Genomic DNA, 17,592 nt, shown 5'->3' with positions numbered 1-17,592 from the left:
TATATAATAATATTTATATTAAAGATACTATAATAATATAATAGGAGGTTATTAATAAAAAAAATATTTCTAGGATTCTTTTTTGCTTTTATAATTATATTACTTTTTCCATTCTCTTCTTATGCGGATGATTTTATTACTTTTGCTGATAGTAATACAGGTAGTGGAGCTCCTAAGTATCCAGGTACAAGCACAACTGTGCAAGTAGGTGATATAATTGGGACAAAAATGTTTTCAGGATGGGATACATATTATGTTGGACATGTTGGTATTGTAGGGCCAGATTATAAAGTCTATGATGTTGTAAAATGGTCTGATGTTACTCAAGTAAGTTCAATTAGTAACTTTGTTGACCGGTTCAATAATAATACTGTTGGTGTTTATAGACCAAACACCTCATCAGGAAATCGTTTTTTGGCAGGAACTTGGGCTAAAAATAACTTAAATAAAGTAAAAAGCTATTCTATAACTTCTGCAACACATAAAATTGATGTGAATTATTGCTCAAAATTCGTATTTCAGTCATATGTATTTGGCAATTAAAAAATGTACCAAATGGCAATTAAATATGCATGCCACTTGTCACTTCAAATTATTGATGCAATAAAGACTCTTTATAACGAAAACTATCTCCTTTAAAAACAAGTAAATGAGAATGGTGAATCAGGCGGTCAATGACAGCTTCTGTTAGAATCGGGTCGCCAAAAACATGATTCCATTGACCGAATTGAAGATTGGTTGTAATCACTATACTTCGGTTTTCATAACACATAGAAATCACTTGAAATAAAAGCTCTGCTCCTTCTTTGTTTAACGGAATATAGCCGAGCTCATCAAGTATTAAAAGGTCTAGCTTTTCGATTTGTTTCATCAGCTTTGGTAGAGTGTTTTTCTGGTTTGCTTCAATTAGTTTATTAACCAAGCCTGCCACTGTATAGAACTTTACCTGGCTGCCAAATCTATGTATGGCATTTAAGGATAGTAATGTTGCCAAATAAGTCTTTCCTGTACCGACACCACCGTATAAAATAAGGTTTTCCCTCTCCTTAATAAAGTCACCATTAATGACAGCTGTACGTTCAATTCCTTGTGGAATTTGTATATGTTCCCATTGGAAAGGCGTAGAACCTGTCTTCGGTAGCTGAGCTTGACTTAGTAATAAATTAACTTTTCTTTCTTCCCGATTTTGGACTTCCTTTTCAAAAAGCTTTAATAGGTACTCTTCATTTGTTTCTGCTTCTATTTGATTAAAATTCTCTCTAATCCAACTTAACTTTAGTCGCTTTGCGTAGGCTTGTATTTGCTCGTTCATTCACTCGTACCCCCTTGAAAAAAAGCATCGTAATGAGAAAGCCCACGAGTTGCGCTAGGTACTGTTGGAACATTAAGACGAGGAGTAATCGCCTCATAAGATGTACCTTGATTTAGTAGAGAATAGAAACAATGCTTGATTTGATCCGCACTAGGATGACCATGTGAAGAAGCTAACTCTAATGCCTCATTCAATAAAGTAAAATCATCATTTTTTAAGAGCGTAGCTAAAAGACGTAAAACTTCTTTCTGCTCTTCTTCTGTACAATCTCTTAAAAAGTTGGACCATTCAAGAGGAAATTGGTCATATAAACTAGAATATTTAATTGCCTTTGGACGTTTTGATAGTAAGTGTAAATATGGTTGCCAGTTCATCGACCTTCTTTTTACTCCATATAAACGAGAATGCTTTACAATAACCTGACGTTCTTCGTTCAATACAATAATAGAGTTATAGGTTACACAAATATTTATGCGCTGCTTGGCAAATCTAGGCGACGTTGAATATTCCTTGTTATCGATGTTTATAATCCCGTATTTATCTGCCTTCACTTCCTGATAACGCACACATTCAAACTTCTTCTCAGGAAGGATAAGCCATTCCTTTTTGTCTTCCTTATATAACTCTGATTGAAGCGTTTCTTTTAAGTAGTGTGGACGATTTCGGTCTTCCTCTGCGCATTGCCAAAGTGTTTCATTAAATTGGTCGAGATCCACTATGGTGCACTCGGGTAAGAAGAAGTTATTTCGAACATATTTCACCATTGCTTCAACGTGTCCTTTTTCATTCCCCTTCCCAGGATTACAAAATTCGTAACTGAACCCATAGTGTAAGACAAAACGTTCAAATGTATCAGTGAGTTCACGTTCACCCTTACCTTTTATCTTTTTCACGGCGGGGGATAAGTTATCGAATCGTATCGTTGTCGGCACACCACCCATATAGTGAAACATACGTTGTAGGCCCTCTAGTAAACACTCAGTGTTTTCCGAAGGAAATACCTGAAACAGGAATGAATTACTGTACGGAAATGACATCACTAAATACGGTAGGTCTATTATCTCTGATTCATATAAGAAGGGTGCTGTACCAAAATCAACTTGTGCTGTTCCTGGTATGGATTCAAGAGGTAATGAAGCTCCTTCTATATATTCTTTTAGCTCTTTCTTCCTTCTTGAAACATAGTCACGAACTGTACGTGCAGAACCTTCGAAGCTATGAAACTTAACTAACTGCTCGTACATTCTTTTGGCAGTTCTATGATTCTTCTTTTTCTTTTTTAAGTCTTCTCGAATCCACTTATCTAAAATAGGCTTCACTGGATCCATCACTCTAGAGCTTCTTTTCTGTGGTTTTTTTACTGGAAACTCTTCTTGATTCGCGTACTTAGAAACTGTACGAGGATCCAGTTCCATCTTTCTTGCCACACTGGAATAAGTTCCACCTTTTTGATTCACTTCATGTCTGATATAATCAATTTGTGCCACTGCTAACATCTCCTAATAGCCTCCTGTTAAACGTTGTTGGTCCAACGAGGAGTTTAAAGTTATTATGAGAAGTTGACAAGTGGTTTTTTTAATTTGTGTAGGGCCCTCCGGGCCCTACACAAATTAACTGCCATTCCCTACATATTTAGTTTGCCATAAACACATATTATTTTGGTGCAAAATACAAATTTGGTTTAGGGGATAATAATCAAACTTATGTTTCTCCGACCTATATTATTGATAGTAGTAAATTTATTGTAAACGCTAAATTATAATGATGTTAGCAAACATAAATTAAGTAAGCGTGTTCTAGAATTTAAACAAGCATTTGACAGTAGTCTAGTGAGAATCAAGAAGTATAAATAAAATATCGTAGTAGTCTTACAAGGTGCGCCAACACTTTGTAAGGATTACTAGGTATTGGGTATACTGAGTAACCAATTTATCTCTCTAGCGATACTAGTATTATAATATTGATAGTTTTGTATGTAAATAGAAAAAGGGATAGGTACATTTCTTACTTAGTGAATGTGTATCTATCCCTTTTTAGCTTTATTGAAAGGTTGATGTGTTAAATTCTAGGTCACAGTGCAGCGAGCCCCTATTAGTAGACATGAAAAAGTGACCAAAAAAGTGGCTTTTTCCCCGCACTTACTGGCTCAGATGTCCGCAAATAGTGGCTCAAAACTCCGCACTGCCGGCTCAGTCTATTCGCAATACTCAACTATTTCAGTTTATCATTCACTCAGTCTAATTCTCTATCAATCTTCGACAAATTTCGGGTCGTCACTGTGACCATGAGTTTATAGAAAATTCTATAAACACATATTATAGTTGGTTTTCATTTTAGATTTTTTATAGATAATAGTAAAAAAGGAGGATAATAATAGTTAACTTGAAAGAAAGGTAGTACCACAACTTTTCCGATACATTTCATTTATAATAATTTGCTCATCATCTCACATATTTTCTCACCCTCTATTCATGGAATGAAATATGGACTCTTTCCAACCCACAATTAAGTTAATACAACATTCCTCCACACACCACACCATTAATTAAACAATCCACTTAAAAAGGAGCAGCTAAAATGAAAGAAATCCTTACTACGTACAAAGTTAATGAAGAAACAAACGCACTAAAACCAGCTTTTCAGCTAGACTATCAAACAATCGTACTAGAGGGGCAGCGAGAACTCTATGTAAAACAAACTCCATTAGAATTAATTAAATTGGCAGCAAAAGAAGGAGGAGCAGAATATAATGGCCGGCGAATTTCAATGACTTATTTAACAGGCATTCATAAAAAAATTCCGATTCCAATTAATCCACTTAAAAACATCTATGCTTTTCCAACTTCTTCTCCAAATCAACCCCATTGCTGTTGGATATTCTTCCAACATGTCGAAGAAATTAAACCAACAAAAGGCACCTATCGTTCTATTATCCAATTTAAAAATGGCATTGAAATAAAAATGTACGAATCCCTGCATATCTTGGAGAAACAAATGTATCGAACCTGGTTATGCCAAAAAGCACTTAATGAGTAATTACAGTGATAAGGAAAGAAGTAATTTAAACTTCAAACACTCCTAATAAAATTTTCTTTTGAAATTTGTAAAAATATAGAAAAATACACATTATCGTTTATGTTCATTCCTTTTTCCTCTTTAGATAATGAGGAAAAAAGAGGGATAACATTGTCCAACGAGCTATATAAAACCCAAATCTATAAATCAATATTCGGAAGAATGATCCGAAATAAAAGAAACATAAGAAATGTAAGTATTCAGCAACTTGCAGAAGATTCAGGGGTAAGTGTCAACCATATAAACAATATTGAGCTTGGCAAATCACACCCAAGCGCAGGTTTATTCCATGCTATTTGTAACGCCCTACACATTGATGCAACCACGTTTTTTAAAGAAGTGATGGAAGAAGTGGAATTGTTGATATTGGAAGAGGAATAACGTAGAACACTAACTCCCTCATTTTCTAATCAACTAAGTTCTATAATAAATATGAAGTTATTAGAAAAGGAAATATGACTTTTTCTTCTGGGGACAGTACAATTGTCCCCAGAAGTTTACAATTTGCTAACTTTTTTGATAAATTAAATATGAGCATCTGACGTACAATTCTATTAAGCTTCTAGGATAGAAGTGACCAAGCTTACTTCATTTGCGATTTTCCACCTTAAAACTGAACTGCTTAACAAAACTACCATACTTCTTCATTGAAAAATTCCAACCGCATTCACACACAAAACCTCTCGTGAAACATTCCTGTGAAACAAGATTATTCGAGGCGTAACTGTGACCTAGAATTAAGAGTTAATGGCTCTCCATTCCGCAAAGGGCGGCTCTTTTCCTCCGCAATGACTGGCTCAAAACTCCGCATAAGTGGCTCATTTCATCTGCAATAATCATTGCTATTTATGTTTATCATTCACACAATCTAATTCCCTATCAATCTTCGACAAATTTCGGGTCGTCACTGTGACCATGAGTTTATTTTGCTGGATTTAACTCTACTAAACATAATTATATCCTCTTTGTAAACAATAAAATCAATAGATTTCAACTGGTGAGTTCAGATTATTGATGTTTGACAGGACAGGAACTAGGTGACTGTAAATCTTTTTTATGCTCAATAAATAGAATGCAGGACTCTGCATTTTTCAGTTGCAAAGTTCTGCACTTTGATTTTTTTACATTAGATTTTTTAACTTATCACGAATAGATTTTCTAAAAAATATATTAAGCAAATAGAATATTCTACAATTATAATTACTTTTTGTATCTTATAACACATATCAAGGTAATCTATATTCCAATAAAGGTAAAAATTAGTGTTAAAAGAAAAACAATAATATTTTATAACATCTATTCTTAAAGCCCTTTATATAAAAACTTTAGATTTTGTTTTATGGAAATGCTTTATTACATCACTCCATTTAAAATAAAGTCTTGTAAAGTCTTGATCGCTAATGCCCACACCCGTCTGAATTTCAATAAATTCTAATTCAGTAAGTGCTTTTATACCGTGTTTTTTTCCAGCTGGGAGGTGTATAGTATCGCCTGCTTTTACTCTAGTAATTGTATCATCTATTGCCAATTCACCTTCCCCTCTTACAATGGTCCAAACTTCATCTCTTAGAGAGTGATAATGATAACTTGAATTTTTCCCTTCATTTATACAAATTCTTTTCGTAACCATTTCTTGTCCATTATCATACGATGCATAATCTAAGACTCGAGACCATCCCCATAATCGTTCTTCATACATAGGTCTTTGATTTATACCGTTAATCAATTCTTTAATCTTTGGACTAGATTCCTTATCACTAACCAAGATTCCATCAGGACTTGCAGCAACTACAATATTGTTCAGCCCTACTACTGTAATAGGTATATCTAATTCATTAACCAAGTGCGTGTTATCGGAATCTTCAGATATAAGACCCTTTCCTATTTGATTAGTTACCATTTCTTCTGTTAGGGTATTCCAAGTACCTAAATCTTTCCAAAATCCGTCATAAGGTAAAGTTATTACTTTTTTTGCCTTTTCCAATACTTCATAATCAAAACTAATTTTAGGAAGAGTTGAATAATTACTATATAAATTATTGTAGTCGGTAGTAAATCCACTGTCCTTTAGAATATCAATTATATAACCTAATCTAAATCCAAACACACCACAATTCCATAATGCATTCTCTTTAATTAACGAATTGGCTTTTGTTTCACTCGGTTTTTCAATAAAGTAATCTACCTCAACATACTCTTCATAGTTTTTATCTCTCTTAGGCACTATATATCCGTACTTAGAAGAAGGATAAGTAGGTTTTACTCCAAGTAAAGCAATATCTGCATTCTGTTTATTTAGTATTTTTTCTATCTCTTTAATCTTATTAAAAAATTCAATATCAACAAAAGGATCAACTGGTAATACTACAATAATCTCATCTTTGTGTACTTGCTCTTCTGTATATAAATATGAAGCGGCTAAGGCGATAGCTGGAAAAGTATCCCTTCTTTCTGGTTCTATAACTAAAGGGGTATCCATTCCAACCTGACTATAAATCATTTCTTGTTGTAATTTTGAAGTAGCTACAATTGAGGAATTAGCAAGATTAACAGTTTTAAGCTGTCTCCAGACTCGTTGAACCATTGATTCCTTAGACTCATTATCTCCTTCTAATACTTTAAGGAATTGCTTAGAACGTGTGTCATTAGATAATGGCCATAGTCTTTTACCTGATCCACCTGATAACAAGATTAGCTTCATTTAATTATTCTCCTTTATTTAAAAATTTCCTGATATTTTTCTCAAATCTTTTCAAGATCATTTCCTTATCTAAGTATTCTTCAGCATATTTTCTAGCATTTTGTTCAAAATTATATAAATTATCCCTAGCTATTAAATCTAATAGAGTATCATGTAATATATCAGGGTTTTCAGGTTCGATAACCACTCCAGAATCCGAACTGTTAATCACATCATATAAAGCTGTCCCTGGTTCTGCAGTAGCAATAGCTGTTCGGCCTGCAGAAAGAATATTTGTTAACTTAGATGGCATTACTAAATCTGCCGCCTCTTTCTTTTGAATAACTAAATGAATATCTGCAGATGCTAGTAATTCTGGTAACAATTCCAATGGCTGTATTGGAAAAAATAAGACGTTATCAAGATTATCTAGGTTCTTCATCTCAATCAACCCCTCTTTCGATACACCATCTCCAACAAAAATAAATTTAACATGATTTATATCTTTACTTTTGAATTTCTTAGCAACATCTATAACTATTTCTAAACCTTGTTTATTACCCATATTTCCAGAATACATGATAATTATATCATCATTATTTTTTGTGAATGAATCTCTAAACTTATTTATTTTTGGTAATGGTGTTATAAAACTGATATTAGACCAATTAGGGAATAGTATAAAGTTGGTAGTTTTAATTTTTTTTTCTTTAATTCGATCAATCATTGAATTAGTTATTGACGATATGACATTAACCCTATTAAGAAAAAATTTTTCTACGTTATTTAGTATTTGGGATAGAAATTTCTGCTTTATAATTCCTAACCTAATTGCTGCATCAAACTCTAAATCTTGAACATGTAATAAAATTGGTGTTTTTTTGATTTTTTTATAAATAACAGCATTAATTAGCGGCATTAAAGGAGGGCAAAGTGCAATAACTAAGTCATGTTCTTTTTTTCTTAGAAACGTTGGTATCCAAAATCTTAAAGAATTAAAGCTAAAAGTAACCTGCATTAGTATTCTTTTTATACCTGAAATATTTTTTTTATTTGGCACATATAAATGTGATCTATATACATTTACACCATTTATAATTTCTTTAATATATTTTTTCCCCTTGTATTCTTCATAAACTTCCCATTCAGGATATGAAGGCATAGCAGTATAGACATCTACTTTATGTCCGTTAGCAACTAACCATTCTGCTAATTCAGTATTATATTTAGCTATACCTGTCATTTCGGGATAATAATTTGTACTGTATAATAATATTTTCATTTTACACCTAGCTTATTATATATTTTTATTATGAATAGTATTTCTATTTATAATCCTTTTTTTTAAAAATTTCGCCGGAGTTCCTCCATAAATCCCCTTAGATGAAATGTCATTTACAACTGTACTTCTTGCAGCTACCACTGCTAGCTCATTTATCGTAACCCCTGGATAAATGAATACATCACTCGCAACCCAGACACCATCTTTAATAATAATTGGTTTTGTAATTAAACCAAAATAAGGATCTGTCGTATCATGCGTACCTGTACATAAATAAGACTCCTGTGAAATTACACAATTGGAACCAATTATTATATTATCTAGGCTGTATAATTTAACATCATCACCAATCCAAGAATATGCGCCAATTTCTACCTTCCAAGGGTAAGTAAATTTTGCAGAAGATCTTACTTGAACGCTTTTATCTATTTTTGCACCAAATAGTCTTAATAAAAAATTTCGCCAGCCATACATATTATGAAGAGAAAATCTAAACAAAGTTCCTTGAATTAACCACCACAGTATCACTATCAAATTTGATCTACCTCTTGAATACCAACTTTGATTATATTCCTTCAATTCAATTTTCATCTTGTATAACCTCTTCAAATATTTCGTCTAATCTCTTAATATAATGTTCTTCTTTAAACTTCTTTAATGATTTTAATCTGTTTTCTTTAGCGATCTTAATCAAAATTTCTCTATCGGATAATCTTTTTATAGCTTCTACAATTTCAGATGGAGACTTAGGAGTAACCAAAATTCCATTTTTTTCACTTACTATATCAGGTATACCCGCATGTTTTGTCGTAATAATAGAAAGGCCATTTCCCATAGCTTCAATAATTGAAATTGGTTGTCCCTCTTTAGGATAATAGGTTGGCAGTATAAATATATCACTTTGAAACAGTAGTTTTCTCTTTTCTTCTGACTTTACAACTCCATGATAAGAAATATAATTTCTTAAATCATTATCATCAATAAATTTAAAAAACTCTTCTTCGTCTTCTTTCGAGAAAAATGCTCCAGCAAAATGGAATAGTACATTATATTTTTTTAATTCAACAATTGCATTAAGAACATCCTTATATCCTTTACTTTCAATGAAATTGCTGAGATAAATCACTTCCAATTTTTCCATGCTATTATTTATATTTTGAACCTTCTTTTCAAATTCTTTTTCGCTTATTAAACTTGTATCCTCCACGAAATTTTCACAAACTCTAATCCTTTTCAAATCAATAACATCATTAAATAAATACTTTAAACTTTCACTTAAAGCTATCATAACGTCTATCTGGCCCAATATTTTTCTATTTAGTCTTTTTTGGAATTTATTAAATGATTTATATAAATCTTTATAGTATCCCCCATGATAATGTACTATCACTTTTTTCTTTTTCTTTAATATACTTTTTAATAGAAACATATCTCTTAAATTACCTAACTTTGATTGAGAGATTGTTATATAATATATATCTGCCTGGGAGTTCTTTATTTGTTGTCTATGCTTAAGTACTAATTTATTTGACTTTATATCTACAATATTCATTTTATATTTTCTGTTAAGGTAATCTGACTTGATAATTGTATCTAAAGCTTTTGACAATCCATGAATTGGAGGAGGAAATTGTCCAATTAAACATATTTTTTTCATAATCCTTCACCTTAGTTTCTTTATTTTGCCACCATTTTTACTCAACAATCAATTTTTATTTTTAAAGTAATAATTTTTAATTGATTATATTATTATTACCTTTATTTATAAAATTCTCTTTTTCAAATATAGTATTACTACCAATTATATTATTAAAGGTAGATACTTCAAATATTATACTATGTGCATTGTTTAACGTTGAATTACTAATATTTGCACCATCTAATATATTATTATTTGATTTTCCCGAAAAATAAATCTCACTTTTTGTACTATCATTTAATAAATTATTATCCATTAACGATGCTTGAATTTTACCATAAGAACTATTTTCAATTAATAATCCAAATTCAAGGTTATTAGTGTACGAACCTTTTATGTCAAAATTATTACTATTCGATATTTTACCACCTATTTTTGCTGAATCTTCTATAAAATCCAATTTAAACGTTTGGCTATTCTTAATATCCACTCCATTAGAGCGAATATTAGATATTAAACCACCTATTTTAAAATTATTACTATTTTCAATATTGATTGCTGACTGAGAATAAAATGAATACGTGTTATTATCTATAAGAAATTTACTACAATCAAAACACTTTACAGCATGACCATTCTGATATTCTTCATTATTATTATCTCTTTTAGGTGTTAAACCATTAAAGTTATTATTTTGAATAGTAAATAAAGAGACATTAGATAGTTCTATTGCATTCCCTATTGATTTATAACCTTTCACGTATTGGGAGGATAGGCCTTGATCAAACTGGTTATTTGAAATAGTTATATTACTAAAATTGTTCTTTTCAGAACTATTCTCTAAGTTAATGTGAGAATTGTTATTTGCAAAAAAATGGTTACTAGAGATAATAATTTTTCTAAAATCACTACCTTTTGCAATTATCCCTCCACTTTTGCAAAGTTCTACAGTATTAGCTATAAAACTTAAAGTAACAAAATCACCCTTCAAAGCAATATTAGTCTGAGTAAACCAAGAATTTCTGATCGCAATATCAGTAATAGTACCTTCTGTGGATATTGCACTAGCTTTTTTTTCATCTGTATTAAACATCTGAAACAATAAACTATCTACAACAAGTTTAGAACTTCCAGTATTATTCAAAGTAATTAAAGAAAAGTTAATTTTCTTCTTACCTTCTGCTTTAGCCATTATAATACTAGAATTCCCCTCACCAATAAGCCTCATTTTACTTTTATTTATTATTTTTAAACTTGAAGTAACTCTGTAAGTCCCTTTTGGAAAATAAAGAGTACCTCCCTTTTCATTATCAATAGAATCAATAGCAGATTGTATTTCTTCTGTATCATCTGATTGTCCATTTCCTGTAGCCCCATATGTCTTTACATTATATGTACTTTCATATGAATTTGCAGTAGTAAAGTACTTCGATTTTAATACTTTATAACTAAATGCTATTATAAATATAATACCTAATAAGACTACTCCTTTTATTAAAATTTTAATATTTATTGTTTATCACTCCTTTTTAGTATTCAATTAATAGTTTTAGATACTTTTTATGAATGACATTTACAACAATATTCGAGTTAGCCTATACAAACAGTCATACTTATTAACATAACAAAATTGATTATAAAATATATTAAATAGAATTTATTTCATTTATAAGATTTCTTTTTATGTGTAAAATATTTTTTTCAACATCATCTAAAGGATATCCGTTCGTAATTATTTTACTCATCATCACACTCAAATCCTCTTGATCAAAGTCTTCAACATTTAAAACATAATTGTCAAGACCTATTTCTTTAAAAGTCCCCATTGTTTTATATTGATATGCAAGTGCTATTGTCGGCGTACCACCAGCTAATGCGAATATAGTAGAATGCATTCTACTTCCTATGAACATATCCATTCTCCCATAAATATCTACCAAGTATTCAGGACAATTTTCTATTAAATCTAAATTAATAACTGTACTTTTTGAACCTAAGATATCTTCTAATCTTTTTGATACAGTCATATCTGAATCCCCTTCTCCAACAGTCACTTGAGGAAATATGTAAAAGTGAACGTTTGGTATCTGAGAATATATCTTTTCACAGGCATAAGCTACTTTAGATAAATACAAATCTATATCTTCACTTGTTGAATTTTTTTTAGCAAACCTCCAGTCAAGTAAAGTTAATCCGACTTTGACACTTCCTTTATCAAAAGAAACATCTCTTGATTTTAAAACCTTTTTCGGTAGAGTAAAGCCAATATCTGGTATTTGTTTAAGATTTGATTTTATATTCATTTTTTTTAGCAACTCAGTTGTAATTGATTCCCTACTAATAAAACTATCAACTTCTTTTAAAACTAACCTAGTTACAATTTTATCAAAAAAATAATTAATTGGTCCTACACTTTGTGGAAAGGCTAATGTTTTCTTTTTCATTCTTTTTCCTAACCATATATGAAAAAGTGCATTTATTAATCCAACACCCAATGGACCTTTTCTTGAGGAATATAAATAACCGCCACCTACGCTTATTACAACATCAGCATTTTTATACTCTTCAATTTTATTTGGAAAAAGTAATGATTTAAAAAATTTTTTAATCCCGGATAAATATCTACCTATAGTAGAATAATTAGGATTTAATGTCCAAATTGCTGGTACAGATTCTACCTTATATCTATTATAAAATTCCTTGTTTTCTTCCCAATATGATGACATTACTTTAATTTTAGCATCAGGATAAACCTCTCGAATTAAATAAATCATTGCCACAACTATCCCAGCATCTCCTCTATTTTTTGTCGAGTAAGCATTTATTAATAAAAAATTCATTTTCCTAATTCCCCTCTTTCCTTTATATCTATTAAAATCAATCTTTTATATACTATTATTAAGTAAAAACTACTTATAAGCACAGAAATAAACATACTAATCGAAGCCACAAACACATTCCTAAAAATTGACATCAGTGTTAAACCCAACAATATTGTTAAGACTGCAGCTATCAAATTCCCTAAAGAAATATATCTCGTTTTATTAATTACCCTAATTCCTAAAATGGGGGGTCTGTTTAATCCTAAAGCAAGTTGATATAATCCAAAAATGATAATCAAATATTTATACTCCATGTATGCATCATTGAAAAAAACACCAAATAATAAATAACTCATAATTATTGCCATAAAAACAATACCTATATATGGAATCAAAAACTTCCTCTTTAAGCCATTAATATAATTATTAAGTTTGACTCCATTAGAATTATAATAGATATTAGATGCTTTTGGAGTATACATATTTTCAAAAAACACTAAAAAAACTGAAACCAAACCTAAAATATTTAAAATAGATCTCATTGCACCCAATTGCAAATCCTCTAAAAAAAACGATAATAGAATAAAATACCCTGAAGTAGAAATCCAGTAATATAAACTGCTTAAAATCGTCCACTTTGAAAAATCCCAATGGACTCTTACTATCTGTTTAAAATCAAAGAGTATAAGATTCTTGATTGTTTCCGTAAATGGTTGTGTACGGATAATAATGTATACAATTGCAATAAAGTAGCTTAAAAATAATACAGCAAAAGACAAATCTATCGTAAGTGAATTCTTGAAAAGTAGATTACCTAAAAAAAAGAATACAACTAGTATAATACTTGAATTCATTAGACTTTTTAATTTATTGTCTGCGTAAAAGTTTTTTCTTAATAGTTCATATTGTCCCCAACTCACAACTGTTAAGATACTGAAAATGCTTGTTACTAACTCCAGCCTAACAATGAATATATTAACAAATACTACTGCTATAATAGCAAATATAATAGAAGTAATAAGATTTAGAATAAACAGTATTTCAAAGTAGGCATTTTTATGCTGACTATACTTTGTAGGCAAAAAAACTAAAACTGGACTTGCCCAAATACCTGAAGCTATTAAAAAAACAAATGTTAATGCAGAGTGTATTATAATAAAATTTGCAAAATCACTTGTTGGTAAATTTTTCCCAAACATAAACACTATTAAGAAATTTAATAATGAGATAAGTGATTGTTCAACTAAACCATATTTTTTAAATATATTCATAATCTTCTTTTTCAAATCAAACAATCCTATTCTTCAAAAAATAATTTACTAATATAGAGTTAATACAAATAGCTCCAAAATAAGCTGATTCAACTCATAATGGAGTTTATTTTAGGAGATTTCATATTTATTTTTTATAATAAAATTTCTTTTTATTAAAAAGAATAAAATTAAAATATGAATAATTAAAAAACTATACTGTTCAAATATATTTGTAGCAAAAGATATTAATATATGAACAAAAGAAAATATTATGAGATCTAATTTTTCTATTTTGGTTTTCTCTACAATCCAAATCAATAGAAATATTAGAATAAATACATATATAATCAAAAAGATAAAACCAAACTGTGAAATTATTGCATTAAATGTACCATCCATTAGAATACTCTCTGTTTCTAATCCCAGTTCTTGTTCAAATATTAAGGCAGTATTTGTACCGTATCCTAACCCATTTCCAATTAACAATTGTTTTATACTTCCATTCATTATAAGATCATATATAAACGAGAATCTCCCATTTTGAAATTGGTATAAAAGCATATTACCACGATCTGATAATGCCGAGATAACATTAATTGAAAGAATAAAAAAGCAACCCATGATATATAATGTTAAGATACTTAGTAATCCTTTTTTTCTTTCTTTTCTAATTAATAATTTAAAAAGGGACAATAGGATTAATAGTAGACAACATATAATTGCGATCCTAGTCCCAGAAAAACTAGCAACAAAAAATGCTGTTAACTGGTGTATACTATAATATTTCGATTTTTGTTTATCGGTATAAAAACGATCTATAAATAAAAGTAATGACATATTAACAGCAAAATAACCAAGACTACCCACTCCACCAAATGTTCCGATTAATCTCAATGAAAATGGGAGTACGAAACCAGACACACTTAATTGTATTTCATAAAATAAAATACATAGAATCAAGTTTAAATATAATATAATGATTAGTAATTTTTTTATTATTAAATACAAATTTTCTGTAAAGTAAAAAAATCACATTAATGTTGTAAATAATAATAATATAGGTCTTATGCCAGAAACTAATTGAAACGTATTAAAATTCCCCTCTATAGCTAACGATAAAGCTCCATATATGATAATAACCATACTAATTATCAAGAACTGATAAGCTATTTTTTTTCTTTTTATCATTAACAAATCGATAGAGACTAAGAGGATTAATAAAATTAATATTACATCTTTTATATATCTGAAACTAATTGGTACATTTATTTGAATACTATTATAATATGCATATACTGGAACTCGATTTAAAACATATAGAATGCTTTCAGGAAGAAAGGGTATAGATGCGAAAACACAAAATAAAATTATCAACATCTTTATTAATCTATTCAAAGAATCACCGCTAACATAAAATATTACTACATTGACCGTCTAAAGTTATAATATAAATAGAAGCTTTATTACTCTATTATATGAACTTCACTTTAATCAAACATCTTTTTGATTTTATCTTCACTTTGAACTTTTCTCATATCAGCTTGGACCATAATTTTAACTAATTCTTCAAATGATGTTTTAGTAGGATTCCATCCTAGTAATTTTTTGGATTTTGTCGGATCACCCAATAATTGATCAACTTCTGCAGGACGGAAAAATTTCGGATCTATCTCTACAACCACTTCTCCAGTGGATTTATTAATACCTTTTTCCTGTACTCCTTGTCCAGTCCATTCAATTTCAATACTCACATGTTTAAAGGCCAACTCAACAAACTCACGAACGGTATGCATCTCACCAGTTGCAATAACAAAATCTTCCGGCTTGTCATGCTGTAGAATCAACCACATACATTCAACGTAATCCTTTGCATAACCCCAATCCCTTAATGAATCTAAGTTTCCAAGAGTTAACTTCTTTTGCTTTTCTTGAGCAATACGAGCTGCTGCTAAGCTTATTTTTCTAGTTACAAAAGTCTCACCACGACGCTCAGATTCATGATTAAATAAAATACCGTTTACAGCAAACATATTATAAGACTCACGATAGTTTTTCGTAATCCAAAAACCATAAATTTTTGCAACTCCATAAGGAGAGCGTGGATAAAAAGGTGTAGTCTCCTTTTGAGGAACTTCTTGTACCTTACCATAAAGTTCGGAAGTAGAAGCTTGATAAACACGAGTTTTTTCAGTTAAACCTAAAATACGCACTGCTTCTAATATATTTAGTGTACCTTTTGCATCAACATCCAAAGTATAACCTGGCATATCAAAAGAAACTCGAACATGAGACTGTGCAGCTAAATTATAAATCTCATCTGGTTTAATTTCTCCAATAATACGAGTAATGTTTAAAGCATCTGTTACATCTCCATAATGAAGGTGGAAATTAGAATTATTTAATAAAGCTTTAGCTTCTTCTTCTGTTAAAAGATCTTCTAAGCGCTCTTGATTGTAAGAAGAGCTGCGTCTAATAATTCCATGTACTTCATATCCCTTTTCTAATAAGAACTCAGCTAAATATGAACCATCTTGTCCAGTTACTCCAGTAATTAATGCCTTTTTCATCGTAATCCTCCAAAAATATATTATTTAGTTACTTCCATTTCATTTTCCAAGAACCAGTTATATGCTTTGTTTAATCCTTCTTCTAAGGAAGTATTTGCTTTCCAACCTAAAGAATTAATTTTTGTTACGTCTACTAATTTTCTAGGTGTTCCATCTGGTTTCGATGTATCGAATTTTAATTCTCCTTTAAATCCGATTACCTTTTTAACTAAGTTTGCCAATTCCTTAATCGGGATATCCACCCCTACACCGACGTTTACAATTTCATTTCCTTCATAATTATTCATTAAAAATACACATGCATCTGCTAAGTCATCTGAATAGAGGAATTCTCGTTTCGGTGTACCAGTTCCCCATACTTCTACATACTCACTATTATTAACTTTTGCTTCATGAAACTTTCTTATTAAAGCTGGTAACACATGAGAAGAATGTAAATCAAAGTTATCATTTTCCCCATATAGGTTTGTAGGCATTGCTGAGATATATTTAGTACCATACTGTCTGTTATATGATTCACACATTTTAATACCAGCAATTTTTGCTATTGCATACGGTTCATTAGTAGGTTCTAATTCCCCAGTTAATAGATACTCTTCCTTAAGCGGTTGAGGTGCCAGCTTCGGGTATATACAAGTACTTCCTAAAAATAATAATTTTTTTACATTTGTTCTATATGACGCATCAATCACATTTGTTTGTATCATTAAATTATCGCGGATAAAATCAGCAGGATATTCATTATTAGCAACAATTCCACCAACTTTAGCTGCGGCAAGAAAAACATAATCAATTTTTTCTTCCTCAAAAAATGTATTTACTTCTATAGGATTTCTTAAATCTAATTCTTTACTTGTTCTATATACTAGATTTGTGTACCCTTCCGATTGTAGCTTTCTAAAAATAGCTGAACCAACTAAACCTCTGTGACCAGCAACATAAATTTTCGAATTTTTATTCAT

15 protein-coding genes are annotated in these 17,592 nt (G+C 30.3%); 3 read left to right on the top strand and 12 right to left on the bottom strand.

All coding sequences use genetic code 11. From position 1 onward, the window contains the following. Positions 1-198: 198 nt before the first annotated feature. Entirely contained in the window at positions 199-543 is a 345-nt protein-coding gene (locus NST60_RS13935; protein WP_341099051.1) for a hypothetical protein, read from the top strand. A gap of 49 nt (positions 544-592) precedes the next feature. Here NST60_RS13935 and istB read toward each other — a convergent pair whose 3' ends face one another. Further along, positions 593-1,312, bottom strand: coding sequence for an IS21-like element helper ATPase IstB (gene istB, locus NST60_RS13930; RefSeq protein WP_003320558.1), 720 nt, complete (start codon positions 1,310-1,312; stop codon positions 593-595). After that, complete coding sequence (gene istA / locus NST60_RS13925; RefSeq protein WP_012961019.1) at positions 1,309-2,808, bottom strand: IS21 family transposase; 1,500 nt, start codon at positions 2,806-2,808, stop codon at positions 1,309-1,311. The genes istB and istA overlap by 4 nt, the downstream gene beginning before the upstream one ends. Positions 2,809-3,889: 1,081 nt before the next feature. Between istA and NST60_RS13920 the strand changes: the two genes are divergently transcribed. Together NST60_RS13920 and NST60_RS13915 are read left to right on the top strand one after the other, a co-directional pair. Then, positions 3,890-4,348 (top strand): competence protein ComK, encoded by a 459-nt coding sequence (locus tag NST60_RS13920; RefSeq protein ID WP_016203276.1) that lies wholly within the window; start codon positions 3,890-3,892, stop codon positions 4,346-4,348. Between the two features lie 150 nt (positions 4,349-4,498). Further along, positions 4,499-4,768 carry a helix-turn-helix domain-containing protein gene (locus NST60_RS13915; RefSeq protein WP_341099050.1) on the top strand — a complete coding sequence of 90 codons (270 nt, stop codon included), beginning with the start codon at positions 4,499-4,501 and terminating at the stop codon, positions 4,766-4,768. Between the two features lie 931 nt (positions 4,769-5,699). Here NST60_RS13915 and NST60_RS13910 read toward each other — a convergent pair. The 10 genes from NST60_RS13910 to fcl all read right to left on the bottom strand — a co-directional run bounded on the left by NST60_RS13910 (position 5,700) and on the right by fcl (position 17,592). Further along, positions 5,700-7,088 carry a sugar phosphate nucleotidyltransferase gene (locus tag NST60_RS13910; RefSeq protein WP_341099048.1) on the bottom strand — a complete coding sequence of 463 codons (1,389 nt, stop codon included), beginning with the start codon at positions 7,086-7,088 and terminating at the stop codon, positions 5,700-5,702. Positions 7,089-7,092: 4 nt separating this feature from the next. Beyond that, positions 7,093-8,349 carry a WcaI family glycosyltransferase gene (locus tag NST60_RS13905; RefSeq protein WP_341099047.1) on the bottom strand — a complete coding sequence of 419 codons (1,257 nt, stop codon included), beginning with the start codon at positions 8,347-8,349 and terminating at the stop codon, positions 7,093-7,095. Between the two features lie 15 nt (positions 8,350-8,364). Next, entirely contained in the window at positions 8,365-8,940 is a 576-nt protein-coding gene (locus NST60_RS13900) for a WcaF family extracellular polysaccharide biosynthesis acetyltransferase (protein WP_341099046.1), read from the bottom strand. Continuing rightward, the gene (locus tag NST60_RS13895; RefSeq protein ID WP_341099044.1) at positions 8,930-10,006 is read right to left on the bottom strand and encodes a glycosyltransferase family 4 protein; all 1,077 of its coding nucleotides are present in this window, start codon (positions 10,004-10,006) and stop codon (positions 8,930-8,932) included. Before NST60_RS13895 ends, NST60_RS13900 begins: the two co-directional genes overlap by 11 nt. A 76-nt stretch (positions 10,007-10,082) precedes the next feature. Beyond that, on the bottom strand, positions 10,083-11,447 hold the full coding sequence (locus NST60_RS13890) for a glycosyl hydrolase family 28-related protein (protein WP_341099856.1): 1,365 nt from the start codon (positions 11,445-11,447) through the stop codon (positions 10,083-10,085). A 187-nt stretch (positions 11,448-11,634) separates the two neighbouring features. Continuing rightward, complete coding sequence (locus NST60_RS13885) at positions 11,635-12,828, bottom strand: polysaccharide pyruvyl transferase family protein (RefSeq protein WP_341099041.1); 1,194 nt, start codon at positions 12,826-12,828, stop codon at positions 11,635-11,637. Beyond that, the gene (locus NST60_RS13880) at positions 12,825-14,096 is read right to left on the bottom strand and encodes a lipopolysaccharide biosynthesis protein (protein WP_341099039.1); all 1,272 of its coding nucleotides are present in this window, start codon (positions 14,094-14,096) and stop codon (positions 12,825-12,827) included. The genes NST60_RS13885 and NST60_RS13880 overlap by 4 nt, the downstream gene beginning before the upstream one ends. Positions 14,097-14,192: 96 nt before the next feature. Then, positions 14,193-14,930, bottom strand: coding sequence for a hypothetical protein (locus NST60_RS13875; RefSeq protein WP_341099037.1), 738 nt, complete (start codon positions 14,928-14,930; stop codon positions 14,193-14,195). Positions 14,931-15,550: 620 nt separating this feature from the next. Further along, positions 15,551-16,630 (bottom strand): GDP-mannose 4,6-dehydratase, encoded by a 1,080-nt coding sequence (gene gmd, locus NST60_RS13870; protein WP_341099034.1) that lies wholly within the window; start codon positions 16,628-16,630, stop codon positions 15,551-15,553. Positions 16,631-16,650: 20 nt separating this feature from the next. Continuing rightward, complete coding sequence (gene fcl, locus NST60_RS13865; protein WP_341099032.1) at positions 16,651-17,592, bottom strand: GDP-L-fucose synthase; 942 nt, start codon at positions 17,590-17,592, stop codon at positions 16,651-16,653.

The sequence above is a fragment of the Niallia sp. FSL W8-1348 genome (assembly GCF_038006745.1).
Lineage (GTDB): Bacteria > Bacillota > Bacilli > Bacillales > Cytobacillaceae > Niallia > Niallia alba.
This window is presented reverse-complemented; position numbering and strand designations above follow the sequence as displayed.

What these genes read in the sequence shown, in the direction of transcription:
- istB (WP_003320558.1), bottom strand. Translation starts at nt 1,312, where the DNA reads ATGAACGAGCAAATACAAGCCTACGCAAAGCGACTAAAGTTAAGTTGG.
- istA (WP_012961019.1), bottom strand. Translation starts at nt 2,808, where the DNA reads ATGTTAGCAGTGGCACAAATTGATTATATCAGACATGAAGTGAATCAA.
- NST60_RS13920 (WP_016203276.1), top strand. Translation starts at nt 3,890, where the DNA reads ATGAAAGAAATCCTTACTACGTACAAAGTTAATGAAGAAACAAACGCA.
- NST60_RS13910 (WP_341099048.1), bottom strand. Translation starts at nt 7,088, where the DNA reads ATGAAGCTAATCTTGTTATCAGGTGGATCAGGTAAAAGACTATGGCCA.
- NST60_RS13905 (WP_341099047.1), bottom strand. Translation starts at nt 8,349, where the DNA reads ATGAAAATATTATTATACAGTACAAATTATTATCCCGAAATGACAGGT.
- NST60_RS13900 (WP_341099046.1), bottom strand. Translation starts at nt 8,940, where the DNA reads ATGAAAATTGAATTGAAGGAATATAATCAAAGTTGGTATTCAAGAGGT.
- NST60_RS13895 (WP_341099044.1), bottom strand. Translation starts at nt 10,006, where the DNA reads ATGAAAAAAATATGTTTAATTGGACAATTTCCTCCTCCAATTCATGGA.
- NST60_RS13885 (WP_341099041.1), bottom strand. Translation starts at nt 12,828, where the DNA reads ATGAATTTTTTATTAATAAATGCTTACTCGACAAAAAATAGAGGAGAT.
- gmd (WP_341099034.1), bottom strand. Translation starts at nt 16,630, where the DNA reads ATGAAAAAGGCATTAATTACTGGAGTAACTGGACAAGATGGTTCATAT.
- fcl (WP_341099032.1), bottom strand. Translation starts at nt 17,592, where the DNA reads ATGAATAAAAATTCGAAAATTTATGTTGCTGGTCACAGAGGTTTAGTT.